The organism is Bacillus sp. T2.9-1, assembly GCF_950097965.1.
Lineage (GTDB): Bacteria > Bacillota > Bacilli > Bacillales > Cytobacillaceae > Niallia > Niallia hominis.
In genome coordinates, this window is record NZ_CATNHG010000086.1 from 48111 (window position 1) to 67708 (window position 19598).

Annotated in this window: 16 protein-coding genes; 1 reads left to right on the forward strand and 15 read right to left on the reverse strand. The window is 36.8% G+C overall.

Annotated features, from left to right (window positions below; all coding sequences use genetic code 11):
- Positions 1-244 precede the first annotated feature (244 nt).
- The 9 genes from recA to yfmF all read right to left on the reverse strand — a co-directional run bounded on the left by recA (position 245) and on the right by yfmF (position 9398).
- Positions 245-1288 (reverse strand): recombinase RecA, encoded by a 1044-nt coding sequence (gene recA / locus QQZ16_RS10155; RefSeq protein WP_284561325.1) that lies wholly within the window; start codon positions 1286-1288, stop codon positions 245-247.
- A gap of 201 nt (positions 1289-1489) precedes the next feature.
- On the reverse strand, positions 1490-2728 hold the full coding sequence (locus QQZ16_RS10160) for a competence/damage-inducible protein A (RefSeq protein ID WP_284561347.1): 1239 nt from the start codon (positions 2726-2728) through the stop codon (positions 1490-1492).
- Positions 2729-2827: 99 nt separating this feature from the next.
- Complete coding sequence (gene pgsA / locus QQZ16_RS10165) at positions 2828-3406, reverse strand: CDP-diacylglycerol--glycerol-3-phosphate 3-phosphatidyltransferase (RefSeq protein WP_031534609.1); 579 nt, start codon at positions 3404-3406, stop codon at positions 2828-2830.
- Positions 3407-3522: 116 nt separating this feature from the next.
- Complete coding sequence (locus QQZ16_RS10170) at positions 3523-4440, reverse strand: helix-turn-helix domain-containing protein (protein WP_192840930.1); 918 nt, start codon at positions 4438-4440, stop codon at positions 3523-3525.
- Positions 4430-5221, reverse strand: coding sequence for a DUF3388 domain-containing protein (locus QQZ16_RS10175; protein WP_031534606.1), 792 nt, complete (start codon positions 5219-5221; stop codon positions 4430-4432). Before QQZ16_RS10175 ends, QQZ16_RS10170 begins: the two co-directional genes overlap by 11 nt.
- Positions 5222-5677: 456 nt before the next feature.
- Positions 5678-5935: a DUF3243 domain-containing protein gene (locus QQZ16_RS10180; protein ID WP_031534605.1), complete on the reverse strand. Its 258-nt coding sequence runs from the start codon at positions 5933-5935 to the stop codon at positions 5678-5680.
- Between the two features lie 93 nt (positions 5936-6028).
- A complete protein-coding gene (gene ymfI, locus QQZ16_RS10185; protein ID WP_235247670.1) occupies positions 6029-6751 on the reverse strand; it encodes an elongation factor P 5-aminopentanone reductase in 723 nt (240 codons plus the stop codon).
- A gap of 83 nt (positions 6752-6834) precedes the next feature.
- Positions 6835-8118 (reverse strand): EF-P 5-aminopentanol modification-associated protein YfmH, encoded by a 1284-nt coding sequence (yfmH, locus tag QQZ16_RS10190; protein ID WP_235247671.1) that lies wholly within the window; start codon positions 8116-8118, stop codon positions 6835-6837.
- Positions 8118-9398, reverse strand: coding sequence for an EF-P 5-aminopentanol modification-associated protein YfmF (yfmF, locus tag QQZ16_RS10195; protein ID WP_235247672.1), 1281 nt, complete (start codon positions 9396-9398; stop codon positions 8118-8120). Before yfmF ends, yfmH begins: the two co-directional genes overlap by 1 nt.
- 614 nt (positions 9399-10012) lie before the next feature.
- On the opposite strand from yfmF, the gene gpmA reads away from it, so the two are divergent.
- Complete coding sequence (gene gpmA / locus QQZ16_RS10200; protein ID WP_235247673.1) at positions 10013-10804, forward strand: 2,3-diphosphoglycerate-dependent phosphoglycerate mutase; 792 nt, start codon at positions 10013-10015, stop codon at positions 10802-10804.
- Positions 10805-11128: 324 nt separating this feature from the next.
- Here the strand turns inward: gpmA and QQZ16_RS10205 are convergent, their stop codons facing one another.
- The 6 genes from QQZ16_RS10205 to QQZ16_RS10230 all read right to left on the reverse strand — a co-directional run bounded on the left by QQZ16_RS10205 (position 11129) and on the right by QQZ16_RS10230 (position 19510).
- Positions 11129-12091, reverse strand: a complete 963-nt coding sequence (locus QQZ16_RS10205) for an ABC transporter permease (RefSeq protein ID WP_235247674.1) — start codon at positions 12089-12091, stop codon at positions 11129-11131.
- The gene (locus QQZ16_RS10210) at positions 12092-13150 is read right to left on the reverse strand and encodes an ABC transporter permease (protein ID WP_235247675.1); all 1059 of its coding nucleotides are present in this window, start codon (positions 13148-13150) and stop codon (positions 12092-12094) included.
- Positions 13150-14679 carry an ABC transporter ATP-binding protein gene (locus tag QQZ16_RS10215; protein ID WP_031534595.1) on the reverse strand — a complete coding sequence of 510 codons (1530 nt, stop codon included), beginning with the start codon at positions 14677-14679 and terminating at the stop codon, positions 13150-13152. The genes QQZ16_RS10210 and QQZ16_RS10215 overlap by 1 nt, the downstream gene beginning before the upstream one ends.
- Before the next feature lie 255 nt (positions 14680-14934).
- A complete protein-coding gene (locus QQZ16_RS10220; protein ID WP_031534593.1) occupies positions 14935-16002 on the reverse strand; it encodes a BMP family lipoprotein in 1068 nt (355 codons plus the stop codon).
- A gap of 61 nt (positions 16003-16063) precedes the next feature.
- Positions 16064-16795: a GntR family transcriptional regulator gene (locus QQZ16_RS10225; RefSeq protein WP_031534591.1), complete on the reverse strand. Its 732-nt coding sequence runs from the start codon at positions 16793-16795 to the stop codon at positions 16064-16066.
- Between the two features lie 381 nt (positions 16796-17176).
- On the reverse strand, positions 17177-19510 hold the full coding sequence (locus QQZ16_RS10230) for an FtsK/SpoIIIE family DNA translocase (RefSeq protein ID WP_031534590.1): 2334 nt from the start codon (positions 19508-19510) through the stop codon (positions 17177-17179).
- Positions 19511-19598: the final 88 nt, after the last annotated feature.

Genomic DNA, 19598 nt, shown 5'->3' on the forward strand with positions numbered 1-19598 from the left:
GTCAGAAAATAGGGTTGTTAAACCTAATTGAGTCTTTTATTCTGTATGTTTTTCTCTAGAAATCTCATTAAAATTAGGCTGTTTTCGTAAAGTTTGTTGCTATCGCCCGCAGCCTGAAACTATAATAAAATATCATCGAATAAACGATAGATTCTATTAGCTAGTCTAATCGTCACTTTATTCATAATCAATCAAAAAAAGATGGTAAAGTGGATATGCCACTATACCATCTTTTGGTAAACAATTAATCGATTAATTCAAATTGTTCTTGGTCGTCATTTTCAGGTTTTAGTGTTAATTCTTTATCTAGCCCGTAATGATCACGTATTTTCTTTTGAATTTCTAGACGCATTTCTTTGTTTTCTTTCAAGAATTGTTTTGCATTTTCACGGCCTTGTCCTAATCTTTCATCATTATAGGAATACCAAGCGCCACTCTTTTGAACAATATCAAGATCTGATCCAAGATCAATAATCTCGCCTTCTTTAGAGATACCTTCTCCATACATGATATCTACTTCTGCCACTTTGAAAGGTGGTGCTACTTTATTTTTAACCACTTTGATTTTTGTTTTGTTTCCTACCATGTCTGTCCCTTGTTTTAACGTTTCAGCACGACGAACTTCTAGACGAACAGATGAATAGAATTTCAAAGCACGTCCGCCAGGAGTTGTTTCAGGGTTTCCGAACATAACTCCGACTTTTTCACGAATTTGGTTGATAAAAATAGCAATTGTTTTTGACTTATTAATTGCTCCAGATAATTTACGAAGGGCTTGTGACATTAAGCGTGCTTGAAGTCCAACATGTGAATCTCCCATTTCTCCTTCAATCTCTGCTTTTGGTACAAGTGCAGCTACAGAGTCAATTACTAATATATCAACTGCACCACTTCGAACTAAAGCCTCTGCAATTTCTAGCGCTTGCTCCCCAGTATCTGGTTGAGAAAGTAATAATTCATCGATATTAACGCCAAGCTTTTGTGCATATACTGGATCTAATGCATGCTCTGCATCAATAAATGCTGCTTGTCCGCCATTTGCCTGAACCTCAGCAATAGCATGTAGCGCTACTGTTGTTTTACCTGAACTTTCAGGACCATATATCTCAACAATACGACCTCTTGGATATCCACCAACACCTAGGGCTGCATCTAAAGCTAATGATCCACTTGGACTAGTAGAAATGACTCTATCAGCTTGTTCTCCCAGCTTCATAATACTACCTTTACCGAATTGTTTCTCTATTTGTTTTAACGCCATTTCTAATGCAGCTTGACGATCACTCAAATACGTTCTCCTCCTTATATAAAAAATGAATCTAACTAACATGATTCATTCGTTGTTTAAAAGATTATATACTTAATATACCTTTTTTCTTTTCATTTGTACAGCAAAAAATCGAACATTCATTCGTTTTTTTATTTCTAGTGGGAGAAGCACTATTCTAGTAAGACGCAAGCAAGAAACCCTTACTTCCGTCTATTTAGTCTATTGCTGCAACATTTTCAATAAAAAATATTGACCATATTTTACACTTCTAATTCGGTTACCAGCTCTAGTACCACTTAGCACTAGAGCTTCCACTTTTGTCGGCTCCCCTTTTTTGGCTATCCCGATAAAAACGGTACCAACTGGATTTCCCTCGAGTTCATCTGGACCAGCAACACCTGTAAAGCTTATGCCAATATCAGCATTTAATAAGCTTGCAACATTTTCCGCTAGCTCTTTTGCACATTGTTCACTAACAACGCCATGTTCTTGTATGGTTGCCTCTTTTACATGAAGGATTTGATTCTTCACCTCATTTGTATAACAGACAACTCCTCCTTGGAAAATGTTTCCGGCACCAGGAATGCTCGTAACCTCTTGTTGAAATAAGCCACCAGTTAAGCTTTCTGCAGCAGCAAGAGTCAAGTTTTTCTTCAATAATACGTGTGCGAGTTCGTTCATTAACGTTGTGTCATCATACCCATAGAAGAATTCGCCTACTCGAGAGAATATTTCCTCTTCTGTCTTTGCAATTAATTTATCTGCTTCTTCCACTGAATCATGCTTACATGTAATACGCAATGTCACTTCCCCATCGCCTGCAAGTGGTGCAATCGTCGGGTTTGTCTGTGCATCAATTAAATCTTCAATTTTTGTTTCTAATAAAGACTCCCCAATACCAAAAAAGCGAAGCACACGCGAAATGATGACATCTTTACTTGTCATTTGCTCTTGTACCGCTGGAAATCCATATTTTACAAACATTGGCTGGATTTCTTTTGGTGGTCCAGGTAATAGCATATAAAAATGATTGTCTTTTTTCAGAAACATACCAGGAGCCATTCCATGGTCATTTGGAAGAACCTCACATCCATCTAGAACTAACGCTTGTTTTTTATTATTTTCGGTCATTGTCCGTTTTGTCTTTATAAAATAGTCTTCAATTGATTGAAGTGCAGCTTTATCAAAGACTAGCTCTTTTCCTAGATGATTTGCAATCGTTTCTTTTGTCAAGTCGTCCTTTGTCGGCCCAAGTCCTCCTGAAAAAATAAGCAATTGCGCTCTTCTTTCTGCAATTTTAATCGCCTCCTTTAAACGAGCAGCATTATCTCCCACAACGGTATGATAATAAACATTTACTCCTAAGTCGGCTAAATGCTTGGAAATAAATTGGGCATTTGTATTGGCAATTTGTCCAAGCAATAATTCTGAGCCAACCGCGATAATTTCTGCATTCATCTCTTGTGCTCCCCCTTTTTGTCGCTCATAAAGAAAGGACATCATTAATAAAGCAATATTCGCTTGTAAAATCGATGTCCTCATTTTTATTCCTCTATTTTATTTGGATGAAACAAAAGCTTGTTTGTTTTTTGCAAAATAATCCCAGCCAGACCAGATTGTAAAAATCAAGGCAACCCATAGTGCAAGGATATCAAATGGCAGTGAAACAAGCTCGAAAATCATGTTATGTAGTAAAAGTGCTGATATCGCAACAATTTGCGCCCATGTTTTAATTTTTCCTAGCATATTTGCTGCGACAACTTCGCCGCCACCAGCAAGTACTAATCGCAAGCCAGTTACCGCAAATTCTCTACTGATGATAACAATAGTAATCCACGCAGGCGCCATATCTAACCCTACTAAAACAATTAGTGCAGAAGAAACTAATAATTTATCTGCTAAAGGATCTAGGAACTTCCCTAAGTCAGTTACTAGATTATATTTTCTTGCAAAGTGTCCATCAATCCAATCCGTTGTGGATGCAATAATAAAAATCAAGGCACCGATAAAATGTGTCCTCGGTAAGGTAACTCCTAAAAGTGTTAGCTCTCCCCAAGAAAAATCTACTAGCATAATTACTAGAAAGACAGGGATTAATAAAATTCTTGCTACCGTAATCTTATTTGGTAAATTCATCTTACATCCTCCATTACCATGACGATCATCGCCACTTCCATAAAAATAAATTAAAACCATTAGTATTATAACCTAAATACGTTAGAATAGCGAAAAAATAGTCATCGAATGGATGACTATTCTTCTTTTACGTATTTAATGACAAGATCTTGTCTAGAGGAAGAATCACCTAACTCTAATTTCTCATCATTGACAAAAACATCTACCTGACTATTTCCGATAATGATATTAGCTTCAGTCTCTTTTGATAGATCTACTTCTTTGGTATCAGATCCATCTTTTTCAAGAATACCTTGGAAAAACGAATAGTTCTTCCCATTTTGGATATCGACCCAAACTTTTCCAGTGGAAACAAGCTTCACAACAAACTTTTCCGCATTTTCTACCTCATAAGTAGTGGTTCTTCCCTCTGTTTCTTTTTTAGTAATCTCTTGTTTTGGTTTTTCTTCCTCTTCTACCTTTTTCTCTTCTTCCTCTACTACTTTCTCTTCATCTTTATTTGCATTCTCTTCTGTTGCTTTTTCTTGTTCTTTTTCATTTAATGCATCTGATTTCATATAAACAGAATTTTGTTCCGTATCATTACTAGACTGTTTTTCTGGATCGGAATCTTTTGCATACACAAAATACCAGAACAAAAAGGCGACAGCTAAAACCAATATAGCTATAAGTATAGTTGGCAGGATATCAAGTACCTTGGAACTTGCTCCGTCTAACGATCTCCTTGAGTTCACTCTCGATAAATTTTGCGGTAACTCATCATTTGCCGTTGTCGGTACTTCCTCTTTATATTCTTCAAATAATTCTTCTGGCACCAAATCGACCGCTTCAGCGTATTGTTTGATAAATGCCCGTGTATAAAATTTACCTGGCATCATACTATAATTACCTTCTTCAATGCCAACTAAATAACGGACTTGGATTTTTGTAATCTCCTGTAATTGCTCTAATGTTAGTCCTTTTGCTTCTCTAGCTTCCTTTAATCGATTTCCTAATTCACTCAAGATAACACCTTCCAACTTACTAAAAATCAAAACCCTCGAATTCACTTTCTATGGCAAGAGCATTCTTTTTATGAACGTCATAAAGAATCTCCTCACCCTGCTCATGTCTTAGTTCAATAATATAATCAAAATCGTCTAAAGTGTATTCTGTATTATGTACAAAGGCATCGGGATGTTCTACCACTTTGATACAGGGCAGGCGCATCACTTCTCGAATTACGGCCCAATGTCGCTCATTGATTTGCTTAGAAGATACAATTCCATCAATGATAAATAAATTGTTTTCATTATATTCTCCTTGCATTAAGGAATGGCGGATTGTCTGCTTTAACAAGGTGGAGCTTACTAAAAGCCATCTTTTATTTGCACAAACGCTGGCCGCAACAATAGATTCGGTTTTGCCTACACGTGGCATTCCTCTAATGCCGATTAGTTTATGACCTTCTGTTTTAAATAATTCAGCCATAAAATCTACTAACAATCCAAGCTCATAGCGAACAAATCGAAATGTCTTTTTATCATCCGCATCTCTTTGAATATACCGACCATGTCTCACCGCAAGTTTATCTCTTAAAGAAGGTTCTCTAAGCTTGATTACTTTTATTGTGTCCATAGTATAGAGAATAGATTCTAACCTTTTTATTTGTTCCTTATTTTTCGCTAACATTAATAAGCCGCGTCGTCCATCGTCTACCCCATTAATCGTAATAATATTGATAGAAAGCATCCCTAGTAAAGAGGAGATATCCCCTAATAGACCAGGTCGGTTTTTTTGAATTTCGTATTCTAAATACCATTCCTTCTGTTCCAAAAAAATCCTCCTACAAATATCAAGTGAAAATTTCTAGTCTTTTAATTTCTATCATATAGGAATAGTATAAATAATCAAGAAAAAAGGGATAAAAATAGAAAAAAAGATAGACTTTTTGCAGAAAAGCTGTTTTCTAGAAAAATGGTGCTTTATTTGAGGTTTAGTGGCGATACTTTCTTCTTGCACGGTTGTGATGATGGTTGCCCTTTATAGGTGCTTTTGCTTTGGGGAATGGTTGTATTTTTATTGGTGGTTTAGACTGGATTTCTCTGTTGCCTTGTGTGCTACTTTTTCTTGCTTTCAGGCTTAGAGACGCTCTCTCTGTTACCTTCCACCCTACTTTCCTTGCTCTCGGGCTTCAGAGACGGTCACTAATTCAGCAAACACCATCTACCTCCTATCCCCAACAGAAAAAGCTCGATAAATATTCCTCTATTTATCGAGCTTTTACAAACATTATTTTGTTCCGTTATTATGAACTAGTTTTACCATCATATTAGCGATTGCATGTTGTTCTTGTTCATCTGCAACTGACCATAGATCAGATAGAATTTTTTCTTGTTCGTTTTTGGGTTGAACTTGATTGGATAGGTAATCTCCTATTTGAAAAGCAAGATCTCCTATTACTGCTTGGTTCATTCCTTCATTTTCAGCATGATGAAGACGATCTGCTAAAAAGTCTTTCCATTGATCCCAATTTTCTAAGATGGACATATGAAATACTCCTTTCATTGCTTAAGTGTGCATTACATCATTATTTTGGATAGTTCCTGAAATAATATGCATGAAAAGCAATTGGAAAAAGTATTACATATGCCATCCTCCATTTAGGGAAAGAACTTGTCCTGTCATATAGGAGGATTTCTCTGATAATAAGAATGATATGCTTTCTGCCACCTCTTTCGGCCTTCCTACTCTTCCCATTGGGATTTCTTCTTCGATTATTTGCATTTCCTCTGACGAAAATGACTGAAGCATATTTGTTTCAATGGCGCCAGGCGCAACTGCATTTACCCGAATACCATTGTAGGCAAGCTCCTTGCTTAACGCCTTCACAAAGCTTATTTGTGCTCCTTTTACAGCGGAATAAGCCACTTCCATTGCAGCCCCTACCTGCCCCCATATACTTGTTATTACGATAATATTTCCACTTTGCTTTGAAAGCATTTTCGGTAATAGCTCTCTTGTTATACACATCATCGAATGAACGTGGACACTCCATAAATCCATCATTTCTTTATCCTGTAAATCTGTAAATAACCCGTATGTACTAATGCCGCTCGCATGAACAATGCCATCGATTGTAAAAATATTTCCGACCATTTTCTTATAAGCGTCTGGTTGTTTTAAATCTGCTTGAATGGGAACATATTCTCCCCCATATCCTGATAACGCTGCAAGTAACTTATCCATTGCAGGTTTATTTTGATGAAAATGTAAATAAAGGGAATACCCTTCTTCAGCCAACTGTTTCGCTATTGCTTGTCCTATTCCACCAGATGCGCCCGTAACTAAAATCCATTTCCCCATTCTTTTTTCCACTCCATATACATCCTTATTTATCTAAACAGCAACAGACACAAAGTAAGCCATCCTTTGTGTCTGCATTCCTATTATTTCGGCACTACTTGGCATGTCGTGATTCTGTCTTCCTCCAATAATTTAGTCGCCGCGTTTTTAATATCTTCTACTGTGATTTCCTCCACAGTAGGCACTACGTCAAATAAATTCATCTCATTAAATGCATAGCGGGTAAATTGGTTCGCAATATATTCTGGTGAATTAATTGCACGCAAGAATGCACCAATTTTCTTTTTCTTTGTTCTTTCTAATGTCTCGCTTGCAAAATCACCTGTTTTCGCCTTCATAAGGATTTCTTTGATTGCAGCCTCTAAACGATCAGGATCACTTGTATCTCCACCAATCATCGCAAATCCAAAGCCATGTTCCTGTGTATAATCATAGGAGAAAGTATCATCAATTAAACCTTCTTGGAAAAGATTTTGATAGTTCTCTGAGCTTTCGCTGAATAGGAAATCAAGTAATAAATTGATGCTCCACTCTTGTTTCATCATTTCTTTACCTGACTGCTCCACGTCAATCCCTTTAATTCCAACAAGACATTTAGATGTATGAACGTTCATTTTTAATACTTGTTTTTCCTTATTTACATGCTTCGGTTCTTCTTCAAATTTACGTTGGATTTCGCTATGATTCGTATATTCTTTTTTCCCTTGATTTTCTTTTATTTGCGTCATATATTCTTCTGGATCAACTGGCCCCACAATGAAAAGCAACATATTGCTTGGGTGATAGAATGTATGGTAGCACTCATAAAGCATATCTTTCGTTATATGGGAAATCGATTCAATCGTTCCAGCAATGTCAATTTTCACTGGATGATTGACAAACATATTTCCAATTAATCCAAAATACAAGCGCCAATCTGGATTATCATCATACATCGTAATTTCTTGCCCGATTATTCCTTTTTCCTTTTCCACTGTTTTTTCCGTAAAATAAGGCTCTTGCACAAAGTTTATCAATGTTTCTAAATTATTGGCAACATTGGATGTGCTTGAGAATAAATAGGCCGTTCTTGTAAAAGAAGTAAATGCATTCGCACTTGCTCCCTGCTTGCTGAAATCTTGAAAAACATCTCCATCTTCTTTTTCAAAAAGCTTATGCTCTAAGAAATGAGCAATTCCATCAGGGACTTGTGTGAAATCAGAACCATCAAGGGGAACAAAGGTATTATCTACCGAACCATAGTTTGTTGTAAATGTACAAAATGTTTTATTAAAGCCCTTTTTCGGTAAAATATACACTTTTAGACCATTCGCTAATTTTTCATAATATAACTCTTCTTGCAATTGAGCAAATTCTATTTTTTCCATTATGCATTCCCCTCCGATCCGGTTAAGAAATAAACAGTATCCAATTCGATTTTCTTGGCAGCTTCGATAATTTCTTCTTTAGAAACTTTACTCATCTGCTGCAGCCATTCGCCCATTTCGATATATTTGTCACTTACACTATTGTGATAGAACAACTCAATCATCCCACGGGAGGTATCTAATGTTTCCAGCATTTGATTATGAATCACTGCTTTTGTCTGCATGATTTCCTGATCAGAAAACTCTCCTTTTTTCATGAGATCCAATTGTTCTTTAATAATTTTCACTGCTTTCTCGTAGTTTTGATTATCAATCCCTGACATAACTAGCAATAGACCTTTATGGCTTTCGAGACGACTTGCTGCATAATAAGCGAGGCTTTCTTTTTCTCTGACATTAATAAACAATTTTGAATGTGAGAAGCCTCCATATATGCCATTTAGTACTTGCAGCGCAAAATATTCAGGGTCCCCATAGACAATCTGAGTACGGAATCCCATATTTAATTTCCCTTGTTTAATATCCTGAACCTCGCGTACCTCCTTCACTTCTCTTGTTTCATGAGGGGTTCTGCGGTCAATGGACTTTGCGGTTCTTTCCTTAAACGGAAATAACTCTTCGATATAGGAAGCAACCTCTTCTTCATTTAGATCCCCCACCATATACAAATCTATTTGATCCTCTGCGAGTGCCTTTTGATAATAGGAATAAAGGGATTGTGGTGTAATGCTATCCACCTCTTCTTTTTCTCCATATACGCTTAGTGCATACGGTTCGTTTTCACACATTACATCAATCACACGTTGATTAGAATAACGCATTTTATCATCATAGATTGATTGAATTCTTTGCTTTAAAGCACGCTTCTCATTTTCTATAACATTTTGATCAAAACCATTGTCTGTGACATTCGGATGAAAAATAACCTCCGCTAAAAATTCCAATCCTTTTTTTAATAAAGGAGTCGGATCTGATAAAAATTTTTCATTCACAATTTCTAATGAAAACGAAACAATGTGATATTCGCCTTTTTTAGCAAGATCGATAAAAAAGGTCGCTCCATATAACTCTTCGATATAGGAACGAAGCTTTGCTGTTGTGGGATATTTCTCGGTACTATTTTGCATCACATATGGAAGAAGTGCCCGGTGTGTTACATTTTCTTTTGTTATGGGGGTTCGCCATTTCACCACAATATTGTTTGTTTTAAATTTTTCTGTCTTTACTGTATGTAATTGAAAGCCTCCATACTTCGTGATTTTTTCCGATGCTACACTCATAACATACCTCCTACGTATACTTGCGCTAGTCATACACTACTTACTAGTATTTACTCTATTTATAAGGTTATTCTTATAAAGGATGGATTCGTTAATTTTCCTTCCACTTATGATTCTATTTCACTTATTTCATTTCCTGCTTTATCGTATAGTTTAAACACCACATAAAAATACTTTCTCTTCTGACACCAAAAAGACTCATGAAACGGCTGCACCAAAAAATGACCTAAACGACCTGATTTTTTGTTAATCGGATAAAAATTAAAAAGTGGTGTTCTGCTCATCTACTAAAAGCTGTTTAGGTTGTGCTTACAGAGTTCCGCAGCACATTTATAGTTCATACCAAGGTACGTATAATTCCCTCTAGAATCTTTTTCAAACTTAATAATAAAGACCTGTCCTTCTCCATTAGTAAAATCAACCATTCTATTTTTTCCCTGCTAATAACGTTTATGCAATATTGTATATTCAACATATCATTTGGATTACGTCTATTTCAACCAAAAATGAATATAATCCCATTTATTTTATGCCACGAACAAGTTCAAAAGATTATTTATTCAAAAATAGGAAAAAAATAAAGGAAGCGAATAAGATGAAAAGGAGAAATGATGATGCCAAAACTTGTTTTAATTCGCCACAGGGAAAGTGTTTGGAATGTAGAGAACCGTTTTACCGGATGGACTGATGTCGAGCTATCCGAAACGGGATTAACAGAAGCAAGAGAAGCGGGGATGATTTTAAAAAGGAATGGCTTTTACTTTGATACTGCCTTTACTTCCTATTTAAAAAGGGCTATCCGCACCCTATGGATTATCCTTGATGAAATGGACAGTATGTGGATTCCCGTCCATAAAACATGGAAGTTAAATGAACGCCATTATGGCGCTTTACAAGGGCTTAATAAAGCAGAGACAGCGGAGAAATTCGGCGAAGATCAAGTACAGCTGTGGAGAAGGTCCATGGATGTTCGGCCACCTGCTCTCAGTAAAGAAGATCCTCGATACACAATCAATGATCCTCGCTATGGGCAGCTAAAAGAAGGAGAATTTCCGTTAACAGAAAATCTTGCCGATACGGAAAAACGAGTTTTAACCTACTGGGATCAAGAAATCGCCCCAATGTTAAAGAGAAACAAAAAAGTTATCATTGCTGTACATGGCAATACTATTCGGGCTATTATTCAGTATTTAGACAATGTTTCATCAGATGGCATCGCCTCTTTGAACATCCCAACAAGCATTCCCTTGGTTTATGAACTAGATGATAGCACCCTTAAGCCTATTCATCATTATTATTTAGATATGAACGGGGAAGTTCCAGCCAACGTCATTCCAAAACATATTCCAATTGAATTATTAGATAAAGAAATAAAGACGAAAGCGATTAATACACATGAGGAATAAGAAATCATAGGTTAGAAAGGATTTTTTTCCGAGAATAGGAACGAGAATGGAAAATAACTAAATAGAAGATCTGTAAGAGCGAATAATTATCAAAAGTGGTTTTCATTCCCTCAGTGAACTGTGAAGAGACTCGGCGCTCTCCCCATGCAAAGCGAGCGGTCATACCAGAAATAGTGTATTTTAGCTGCGCGTAATAGCAACTTCATGGAACATTATTTTCAAAAAAAGCCAAACAATTATACGAAGGTTTCGTGTAATTGTTTGGCTATAACTTGGGCTGGAGTACCTACGCCCCAGCCTCTTCTCATTTCCTAAAAATTCATATTATCTGCTACCTTTAATATAAGGTACACCAGAAGCTTTCGGTGCATCTGCGCGACCAATAAAGCCAGTTAACGCAATAATCGTTAATACGTATGGTGCAATTAATAGATATACACTTGGAATGCTTTCTAAGAATGGTAAGGTGCTTCCAACAATACTTAAGCTCTGAGCAAAGCCAAAGAAAATCGCTGCACCCATTGCACCCAGTGGATTCCATTTTCCGAAAATAAGGGCAGCAAGTGCCATGAACCCTTGTCCACTAATTGTAGCGTGTGTAAAATCATTCGTAATAGACTGGGCAAATACCCCACCGCCAACTCCGCCAAAAGCACCTGACAGAATAACTGCGATATAGCGCATTTTTATTACGTTAATTCCCATCGTATCTGCTGCCATAGGATGTTCCCCAACAGAACGTAAACGCAAACCAAACGGCGTTTTATACATCACATACCATGCAATAATTGCAACTATAATTGCTAAGTAAGAAGTCCAATACGTGTTAGAGAAAAATAAATCACCTATCACAGGGATATCCTTTAATATCGGAATATCAATTTTTTTAAAGCTATAACGAATGGTACCTGTTTGTCCTTTTCCATCATAAATTAATTTCACTAAAAACATTGCTAGTCCAGCAGCAAGCAAGTTAATCGCTACACCAGAAACGGTTTGATCGGCACGAAATGTGATACTTGCCACGGCATGTAGCACAGAGAAAATCGCACCAACAACCATTGCAACAAGCAATGAAATCCAAGGTGTCCAATCACCAAGACTATCTGCAAAAGTTAAGTTAAACACAATGGAAGAGAAAGCCCCCATAACCATTAAACCTTCTAATCCAATATTTACAACTCCAGCTCGTTCGGAAAAGTTACCGCCGAGTGCAGTAAATATTAGTGGAGCAGCAAACAATAGCGAAGAGGGTATGACAATTAATAAAACATCCATTAATCCCATTTACTTCTCCCCCTTTTTACTTTTATTTTTACTTAATCTGTCCAGGAATAAGCGAATCATGTAGCTTGAAGCAACAAAGAATACAATTAAAGCAATGATGATATCCACCATCTCATTTGGAACACCCGCTTCAAGTGGCATATTTAATGCTCCTACTTTTAAGAAACCGAATAAGCAAGCAGCTAGCAAGATTCCCACAGGGCCATTTGCTCCAAGCAAGGCAACGGCAATTCCATCAAATCCTACACCTGTAAATCCACCTTTATTACTTACATATTCAAAGGTTCCTAAACCTTCCATCGCTCCTGCAAGACCTGCAAAAGCACCAGAGATAACCATGGATAGAATAATGTTACGATTTACGTTCATTCCAGCATACTGAGATGCATTTTGGTTAAAACCAACCGATTTTAACTCATATCCTTTTACCGTCTTTTCTAAAATAACCCACATTAGAATCACACAGCCGATGGCGATTAAAATTCCCCAGTGAAGGCGAGAATAGTCCGTAATGCTAGCTAAAAAATCAGAGCGCAAGCTAGCAGATGGTGGAATCGTTTCTGTACGGTCTGCCTTATCTGTTAGGACATTTCGAATTAAGTAATTGGATACATGTAATGCAACATAGTTCATCATAATACTTACGATAACTTCATGAACTCTAAATCTTGCCTTTAAGAAGCCTGGCACAAATGCCCAAAGCGCTCCAGCAACTGCGGCCGCTAATACAGCAAGTGGCAAGTGAATGATTTTTGGTAAATCAAAAGCAATACCTACCCAAACTGCAGCAAGCCAGCCAACGATTAATTGTCCTTCTACCCCAATATTAAATAGTCCGGTACGAAAAGCGAAGGCAACTGCAAGACCTGCAAGAATCAATGGTGTAATTTGACGAACAACTTCTCCAGTGAAATAGATTTCGCCAAATGCACCATTCCATAGCGCAGTATATGCTTCAACAGGATTGTATCCTGTTGCAAGCATTATAATTGTACCAACAATAACCCCTAATAATACGGAAATAATTGGAATGCTAATTTTCTTTATTGTATTAGACATTATTTCTCCACACCCACTTTTTTAGCTTTCGATCCTGCCATTAATAGCCCTAATTCTTGTTCTGTTGTTGTTTTTGGATCCACAGTTGCAATGATTTCCCCGTCGAAAATAACTGCGATTCGATCACTCACATTTAAAATTTCATCTAATTCGAAAGAAATTAACAAGACTGCCTTTCCTTTATCTCGTTGTTCAATTAAACGTTTATGGATAAATTCAATCGCACCAACATCCAGTCCTCTCGTTGGCTGAGCTGCTATAAGCAAATCAGGATCACGATCTACTTCTCTACCAATTATCGCTTTTTGCTGATTTCCGCCAGAAAGAGCTCTTGCAGGTGTGTGAATACTTGGTGTTCTCACATCAAATTCTTCAATTAATTCACTTGCTTTTTTCTCCATTTCTGTTTGATTCAAGAAGCCATAATTAGAAAATGGTCTTTTATAATACGTTTGCAATGCCATATTTTGGCCAATCGAAAAATCAAGTACTAAACCATGTTTATGTCTATCTTGCGGGATATGGCCAATGCCACTTTCCGTTATTTTACGTGGTGTTAGGACACTAATATCCTTACCGTTAAGGGTGATGCTGCCATTATTTTTTTTCATTAAACCAGTAATTGCCTCAATCAATTCAGACTGACCATTTCCGTCTACTCCAGCAATTCCGACAATCTCCCCTGCTTTTACATCTAGGTTGAGAGAATTCACTACATGAACACCACGATTGTCTTTCACCGTTAAATCAGAAATTTTTAATACCGTATCTTTCGGATTTGGGGCTTTCTTTTCTGTTTTAAAGGAAACTTCACGACCAACCATTAAATTTGCAAGCTCATTTGGGTTTGTATCTTTAACATTATATGTGCCGATACCTTCCCCTTTTCTGATAACGGTCACTCGGTCACAAACTTCCATAATTTCTTTTAATTTATGAGTAATTAAGATAATGGACTTTCCTTCTTCAATTAACTTGCGGAAAATGCCAATTAATTCTGTAATTTCCTGTGGTGTTAAAACAGCTGTCGGTTCATCAAAAATTAAAATTTCTGCACCGCGATATAAAGTTTTTAAAATCTCTACTCTTTGTTGCATCCCTACAGAAATATTGGCAACTTTTGCTTTCGGATCTACCGCTAGGCCATATCGCTCAGAGATTTCCTGCACTTCTTTTTCTGCTTTTTTTAGATCGATTTTTCCTTTGCTAACTGTTTCTTTTCCTAAAATAATGTTTTCCGTTACTGTAAAGGTATCAATCAACATAAAATGCTGATGGACCATTCCAATTCCTAAATCATTAGCAATATTCGGATTTGAAATATTAACGACTTTCCCACGCGCACGAATTTCGCCTTTTTCTGGTTGATATAACCCAAAAAGTACGTTCATAAGCGTAGATTTTCCTGCACCATTTTCCCCTAAAAGCGCGTGAATCTCACCTTTTTTAACTTGAAGGGTGATATTGTTGTTTGCAACAATACCAGGGAATTCTTTTCGAATATTTAACATCTCGATTACATATTCCATCTAATCCACTCCTTCTTACTTGCCTTACAAATTATAAAGCTAAAAAATACGTATGATGTCAAAGAAATAATGTTCTAAAACCATCCACAAAGAAATTATGTAATTTTATACCACGATAATTTCATCCTATAAAATTTTTAATAAAGACTAGAATAATACTTCTACTCTTTAGTTAAAATTCTATTTTTTGTCGTAAAAAAGGAATAAGTGTTTGCAATGCAAACCACTTATTCCTGGAAAATTAGCATATGCTATTTACTCAACAGTATCAGGAACAGTGTACTCACCGTTTTTAATTTTTGCAGTCCATTCTTCAACAGCTGCATCGATTTCTGCTTTGTTTTCTACTTCTTCATTGATTGCTGCAAGTCCAACACCATCTTCTTTTAAGCCGTAAACAGTAGTTTCGCCACCAGGGAAATTACCTTCTTTTGCTTTTGTAGAGATATCTTGTACTGCAGTTGAAACACCTTTTAATGCTGAAGTTAACACAATGTTATGATCCCCAACAGCACCTTCAGCTGATTGATCAGAGTCAACTCCGATTGCCCAGATGTATTTTTCAGGATCTTTTTCTTTTAAATCACGTGCTTCAGAGAATAATCCAGCACCAGTACCACCTGAAGCATGGAATACTACATCTGCACCAGAAGAGTACATTTTACTTGCAATTGTTTTACCAATTTCAGGTTTATCAAAAGCACCAGCATATTGTACATCTACTTCAATATCAGGGTCTACTGCTTTAACTCCATCAACAAATCCAGCTTCGAAGCGACCGATAACTTCTCCTTCAACCCCACCGATAAAACCGATTTTCTTCGACTCTGTTGCATGGGCAGCTGCTACACCAGCTAAGAAAGCAGCTTCTTGCTCTTTAAATGTAATACTTGCTACATTTGGTTGATCTACTACAGCGTCAACGATTGCAAAATGAGCATCTGTTTGTTGTTGAGCAATTTCTGAAATTGCACCTTCCATCATAAATCCAATACCAAATACTAAATCATTACCTTGGCGAGTTAAGCTATTTAAATTAGTAGCATAATCTGCATCTGACTGTGATTGTAGGTAATCAATACCATTACCTTTTGAAAGACCATTGTCTTCACCAAACGCTTGTAAACCTTCCCAAGCAGATTGGTTGAATGATTTATCATCAACTCCACCGACATCTGTTACCATTGCAACTTGAAATGAGTCTTTCTCTTTATCATCCTCTGCTGCATTGTCGTTACCTTTGTCATTACTTCCACAAGCACTTAATACAGTACCAGCAGCTAATACTAAAGATAGTGCTAAGCCAAATTTACGCTTCTTCAAAGCTTGTACCCCCTAGATTTTTTGTAATTTAAAGAACGTTTGTGATTAGTTTGTCCAGCCTTTACGAATAAATTCGTTTTCTTAATACTTGAAAGCTAAACTTATCTGATCGAAAGTAATTTACTGAATAAAGAATCGGTTCATCCTTCTCATCATAGTGCATCTGCTTTAGAACAAGCAGAGCAGTTTCGGGCTCACATTGCAGAATGGGAGATATTTTCTCGTGATATCCAATTGGTTCGATTTGTGCAACAGCGTATGTAATATGTCTTTGACTATCCGATTCCAAGAATTGAAAGATCGATTCTTGATCGTATGAAAAACGTTCAGGTAAGATTTTCTGTGGCAATTTATCAATACAATAAACAACCGGTTCGCCATTAGCTGTTCGAACTCTTTCAATAACGAGTAGTTCTTCCTCTTGCACAGTAGAGAAGCGTGTCGTATCTTCTTCAGTGGCAAACATCGTGTTTGAACTTAGAAATATGGTGCCTGGATTCATTCCTGCCTGCTTAATCATATTCGTGACACTATTCAATTGTTCGATGCCAGAATTAAACAATGGTTTACTGTTAACAAAAGTGCCAACGCCATGTCTTCTGACAATCACATTTTCTTCTTCTAATGTACGTAATGCCTCTCTTAAAGTGGCACGACTTACACCTAGAGTCTTTGCAAGCTCGAATTCTGAGGGGAATTTTTCTTTTTCTTTGAATATTCCCTTCTGAATATCTTTCTTTAGACGATCAACCACTTGCAAATATAAATGTCTCGTATCCGATTTAATTAGCATATGATGTTCCTCCAAACATTTCTAAGACATCAGACCTCTGATGTTCAATCATTCCTACTAATCGAAAATACTATAACACTTTTTGACTAATAAATAAATAGACTTTTAAGAATTTCGTCGAAAAAAAACAGAAATGAGGGATTGTTCGGAAATCAATCGGTTTCATTTGTATATTCCTGTAAAAATTCCAGGCATTTCTCCTCTTTTTCTTCCGCCACTCGAAGGATTGTTCCGAATATACGATAAAAAGAGAACCTGAAATAGGCTATACTATTTCAGGTTCTCTTCTTAAATATGATTATTTTCTATCTAATTTAAACAAAAATTTTCATACTAAAACTGCTAGGATTTTATTTAATCCATACTAATTTAGCTTGTTCTTTACTGGATGTTCATTTCTTCCGACCCCTTTGGGATAAGGACGTTTCTCGGTTTACTACCTTCATATGGTCCTACTACTCCGCGAGCTTCCATCTCATCAATTAATCTTGCCGCTCTTGTATAGCCGATACGGAATCTTCTTTGTAGCATACTGACAGAAGCTGTTTGCATTTCAACGATTAATTCCACCGCATCATTATACAATTCATCTTCAACTGCCCCTGTAACTTCGACAATTTCATCAGGAATCATTTCTTCTTGATATTGTGCTTTCTGCTGTCCAATTACAAAGTCAACTACTTCCTCTACTTCCTCATCTGATAGGAAAGCACCTTGCACCCTAACCGGTTTACTAGCCCCATAAGGGAAAAATAACATATCTCCCCTTCCTAATAGCTTTTCTGCTCCACCCATATCTAAAATCGTGCGTGAGTCTGTTTGAGAGGATACGGCGAACGCAATTCGAGATGGTATATTCGCTTTGATAACACCTGTGATGACATCAACAGAAGGACGTTGTGTTGCAATAATAAGATGGATACCCGCTGCACGAGCCATCTGAGCAAGTCTCGTAATGGCATCTTCTACATCAGACGATGCTACCATCATTAAGTCAGCAAGCTCGTCCACAATCACAACAATAAATGGAAGAAGTGGCTGCTTTTCCTGTTCTTCTGCATTAATGCGTTTTATATATTCATTATAGCCTTCAATATTTCTTGTGCCCGTATGGGAGAATAAATCATATCTTCTTTCCATCTCACTTACTACCTTCATCAATGCTTGCGATGCTTTTTTCGGATTTGTCACAACAGGTGCAAGCAAATGAGGCACCCCATTATACACATTCAATTCCACCATTTTTGGGTCAATCATCATCAATTTTACTTCATGAGGCTTTGCTCTCATTAAAATGCTTGTAATGATTCCATTAATGCAGACTGATTTTCCGCTTCCCGTTGCTCCGGCAACAAGTAAATGAGGCATCTTATTTAATTCTGCACATACTGCTTCACCTGTTATATCCCGTCCAAATGCAATCAACAGCTTGGAATCTGGCTTATCATTTTTACTAGATTCCAACACTTCTCTAAGGGAAACGACAGCAACTTCTGAATTTGGCACTTCTATCCCGATTGCTGATTTCCCAGGAATCGGCGCTTCAATCCGAATATCCTTTGCTGCTAATGCTAATGCTAAATCATCACTTAAATTGACAATTTTACTTACTTTTACCCCTTCACTTGGATGAACTTCATACTTTGTTACAGCGGGACCTAAATGAACCTCTGTCACTCTTGCTTTTACACCAAAACTATGAAAGGTTCTTTCTAGTTTAGCAGCATTTGCATGGATTTGTTCATATTCCCCACTCTGATCTGCCTTTCTTGGTAGCTTCAATAGTTTTAATGGAGGAAGCTTATAATCTTTATTTTCTAGTTCTGTAAATGTTATTGGAACAACAACATCCTCTTCATCCAGCGGTTCTTCCGTCTTTGAAACAGGCTCTTCCTGAATGATTTCATCTTGATATGCTCTCTCTGCAAATGTGTTGATAATTGGCTCTTGTATGTAGGGCTCTTCTTCTTGCGGAGTATTCACGATAATCTGCGGACTCGTATTTTCCTCCTGCTGATTGCTTTCTTTCTTTGCTTGTTTATCCGCTTGGCGTTTTTCCTTATTTTTTTGCATGGATTCTTTCCAATCTTTCAAATCCTGCACAAACGCCGACCATTGATCCTGAATAAAATTCCAAATACCTGATAATACCTTTTTAAAGGCACCACTTAAAGTTTTGCCTGTCAATAAGATAAAGCCAATCACAATCACAATAAAGCTGATGATTTGTGTACCTACTGTATCAAATAAATAATGGAATAGGGCAAATAAAACGGCTCCTATCATTCCACCACCAAGATCAATATTCGTAGCTTGTTTATCTACTTCCATCCAAAATAATTCCCATGTGTTATAAATTACACTTGGATTCGTAAAAGCTCCTTGACTGGCCAACAGTTTAAATAATGTCACATGGCTTAATAACAAAATAGCTGCAACAATTAAATAGATGCCATTCAATTTAGTATGAAACATATATGGTTTTTCTCGTTTCCACATTAAATAACCACCGTATACGATTAGTCCAATCAGACAAAGCATATACCACTCTCCGAAGAAGAAACGGAAAAAGGATACCATTGTTGCACCAACTGCACCAAGCTGTAGAATGGAGATAAAACTCAACGCCATAATGACAAGTGCTGCAAGTTCATATTGTATTGTTAATTTTAGCGCTTGTTTTTGTCTTTTTTTTCTTCTCTTCCTTTTCGCCATTTTATATCACCTAATATAATCATTTGTAATAAAGAAGCAGCCTTTAGGCTGCTTCTTTATTGATTACTATATTATACCATAGTTTAGG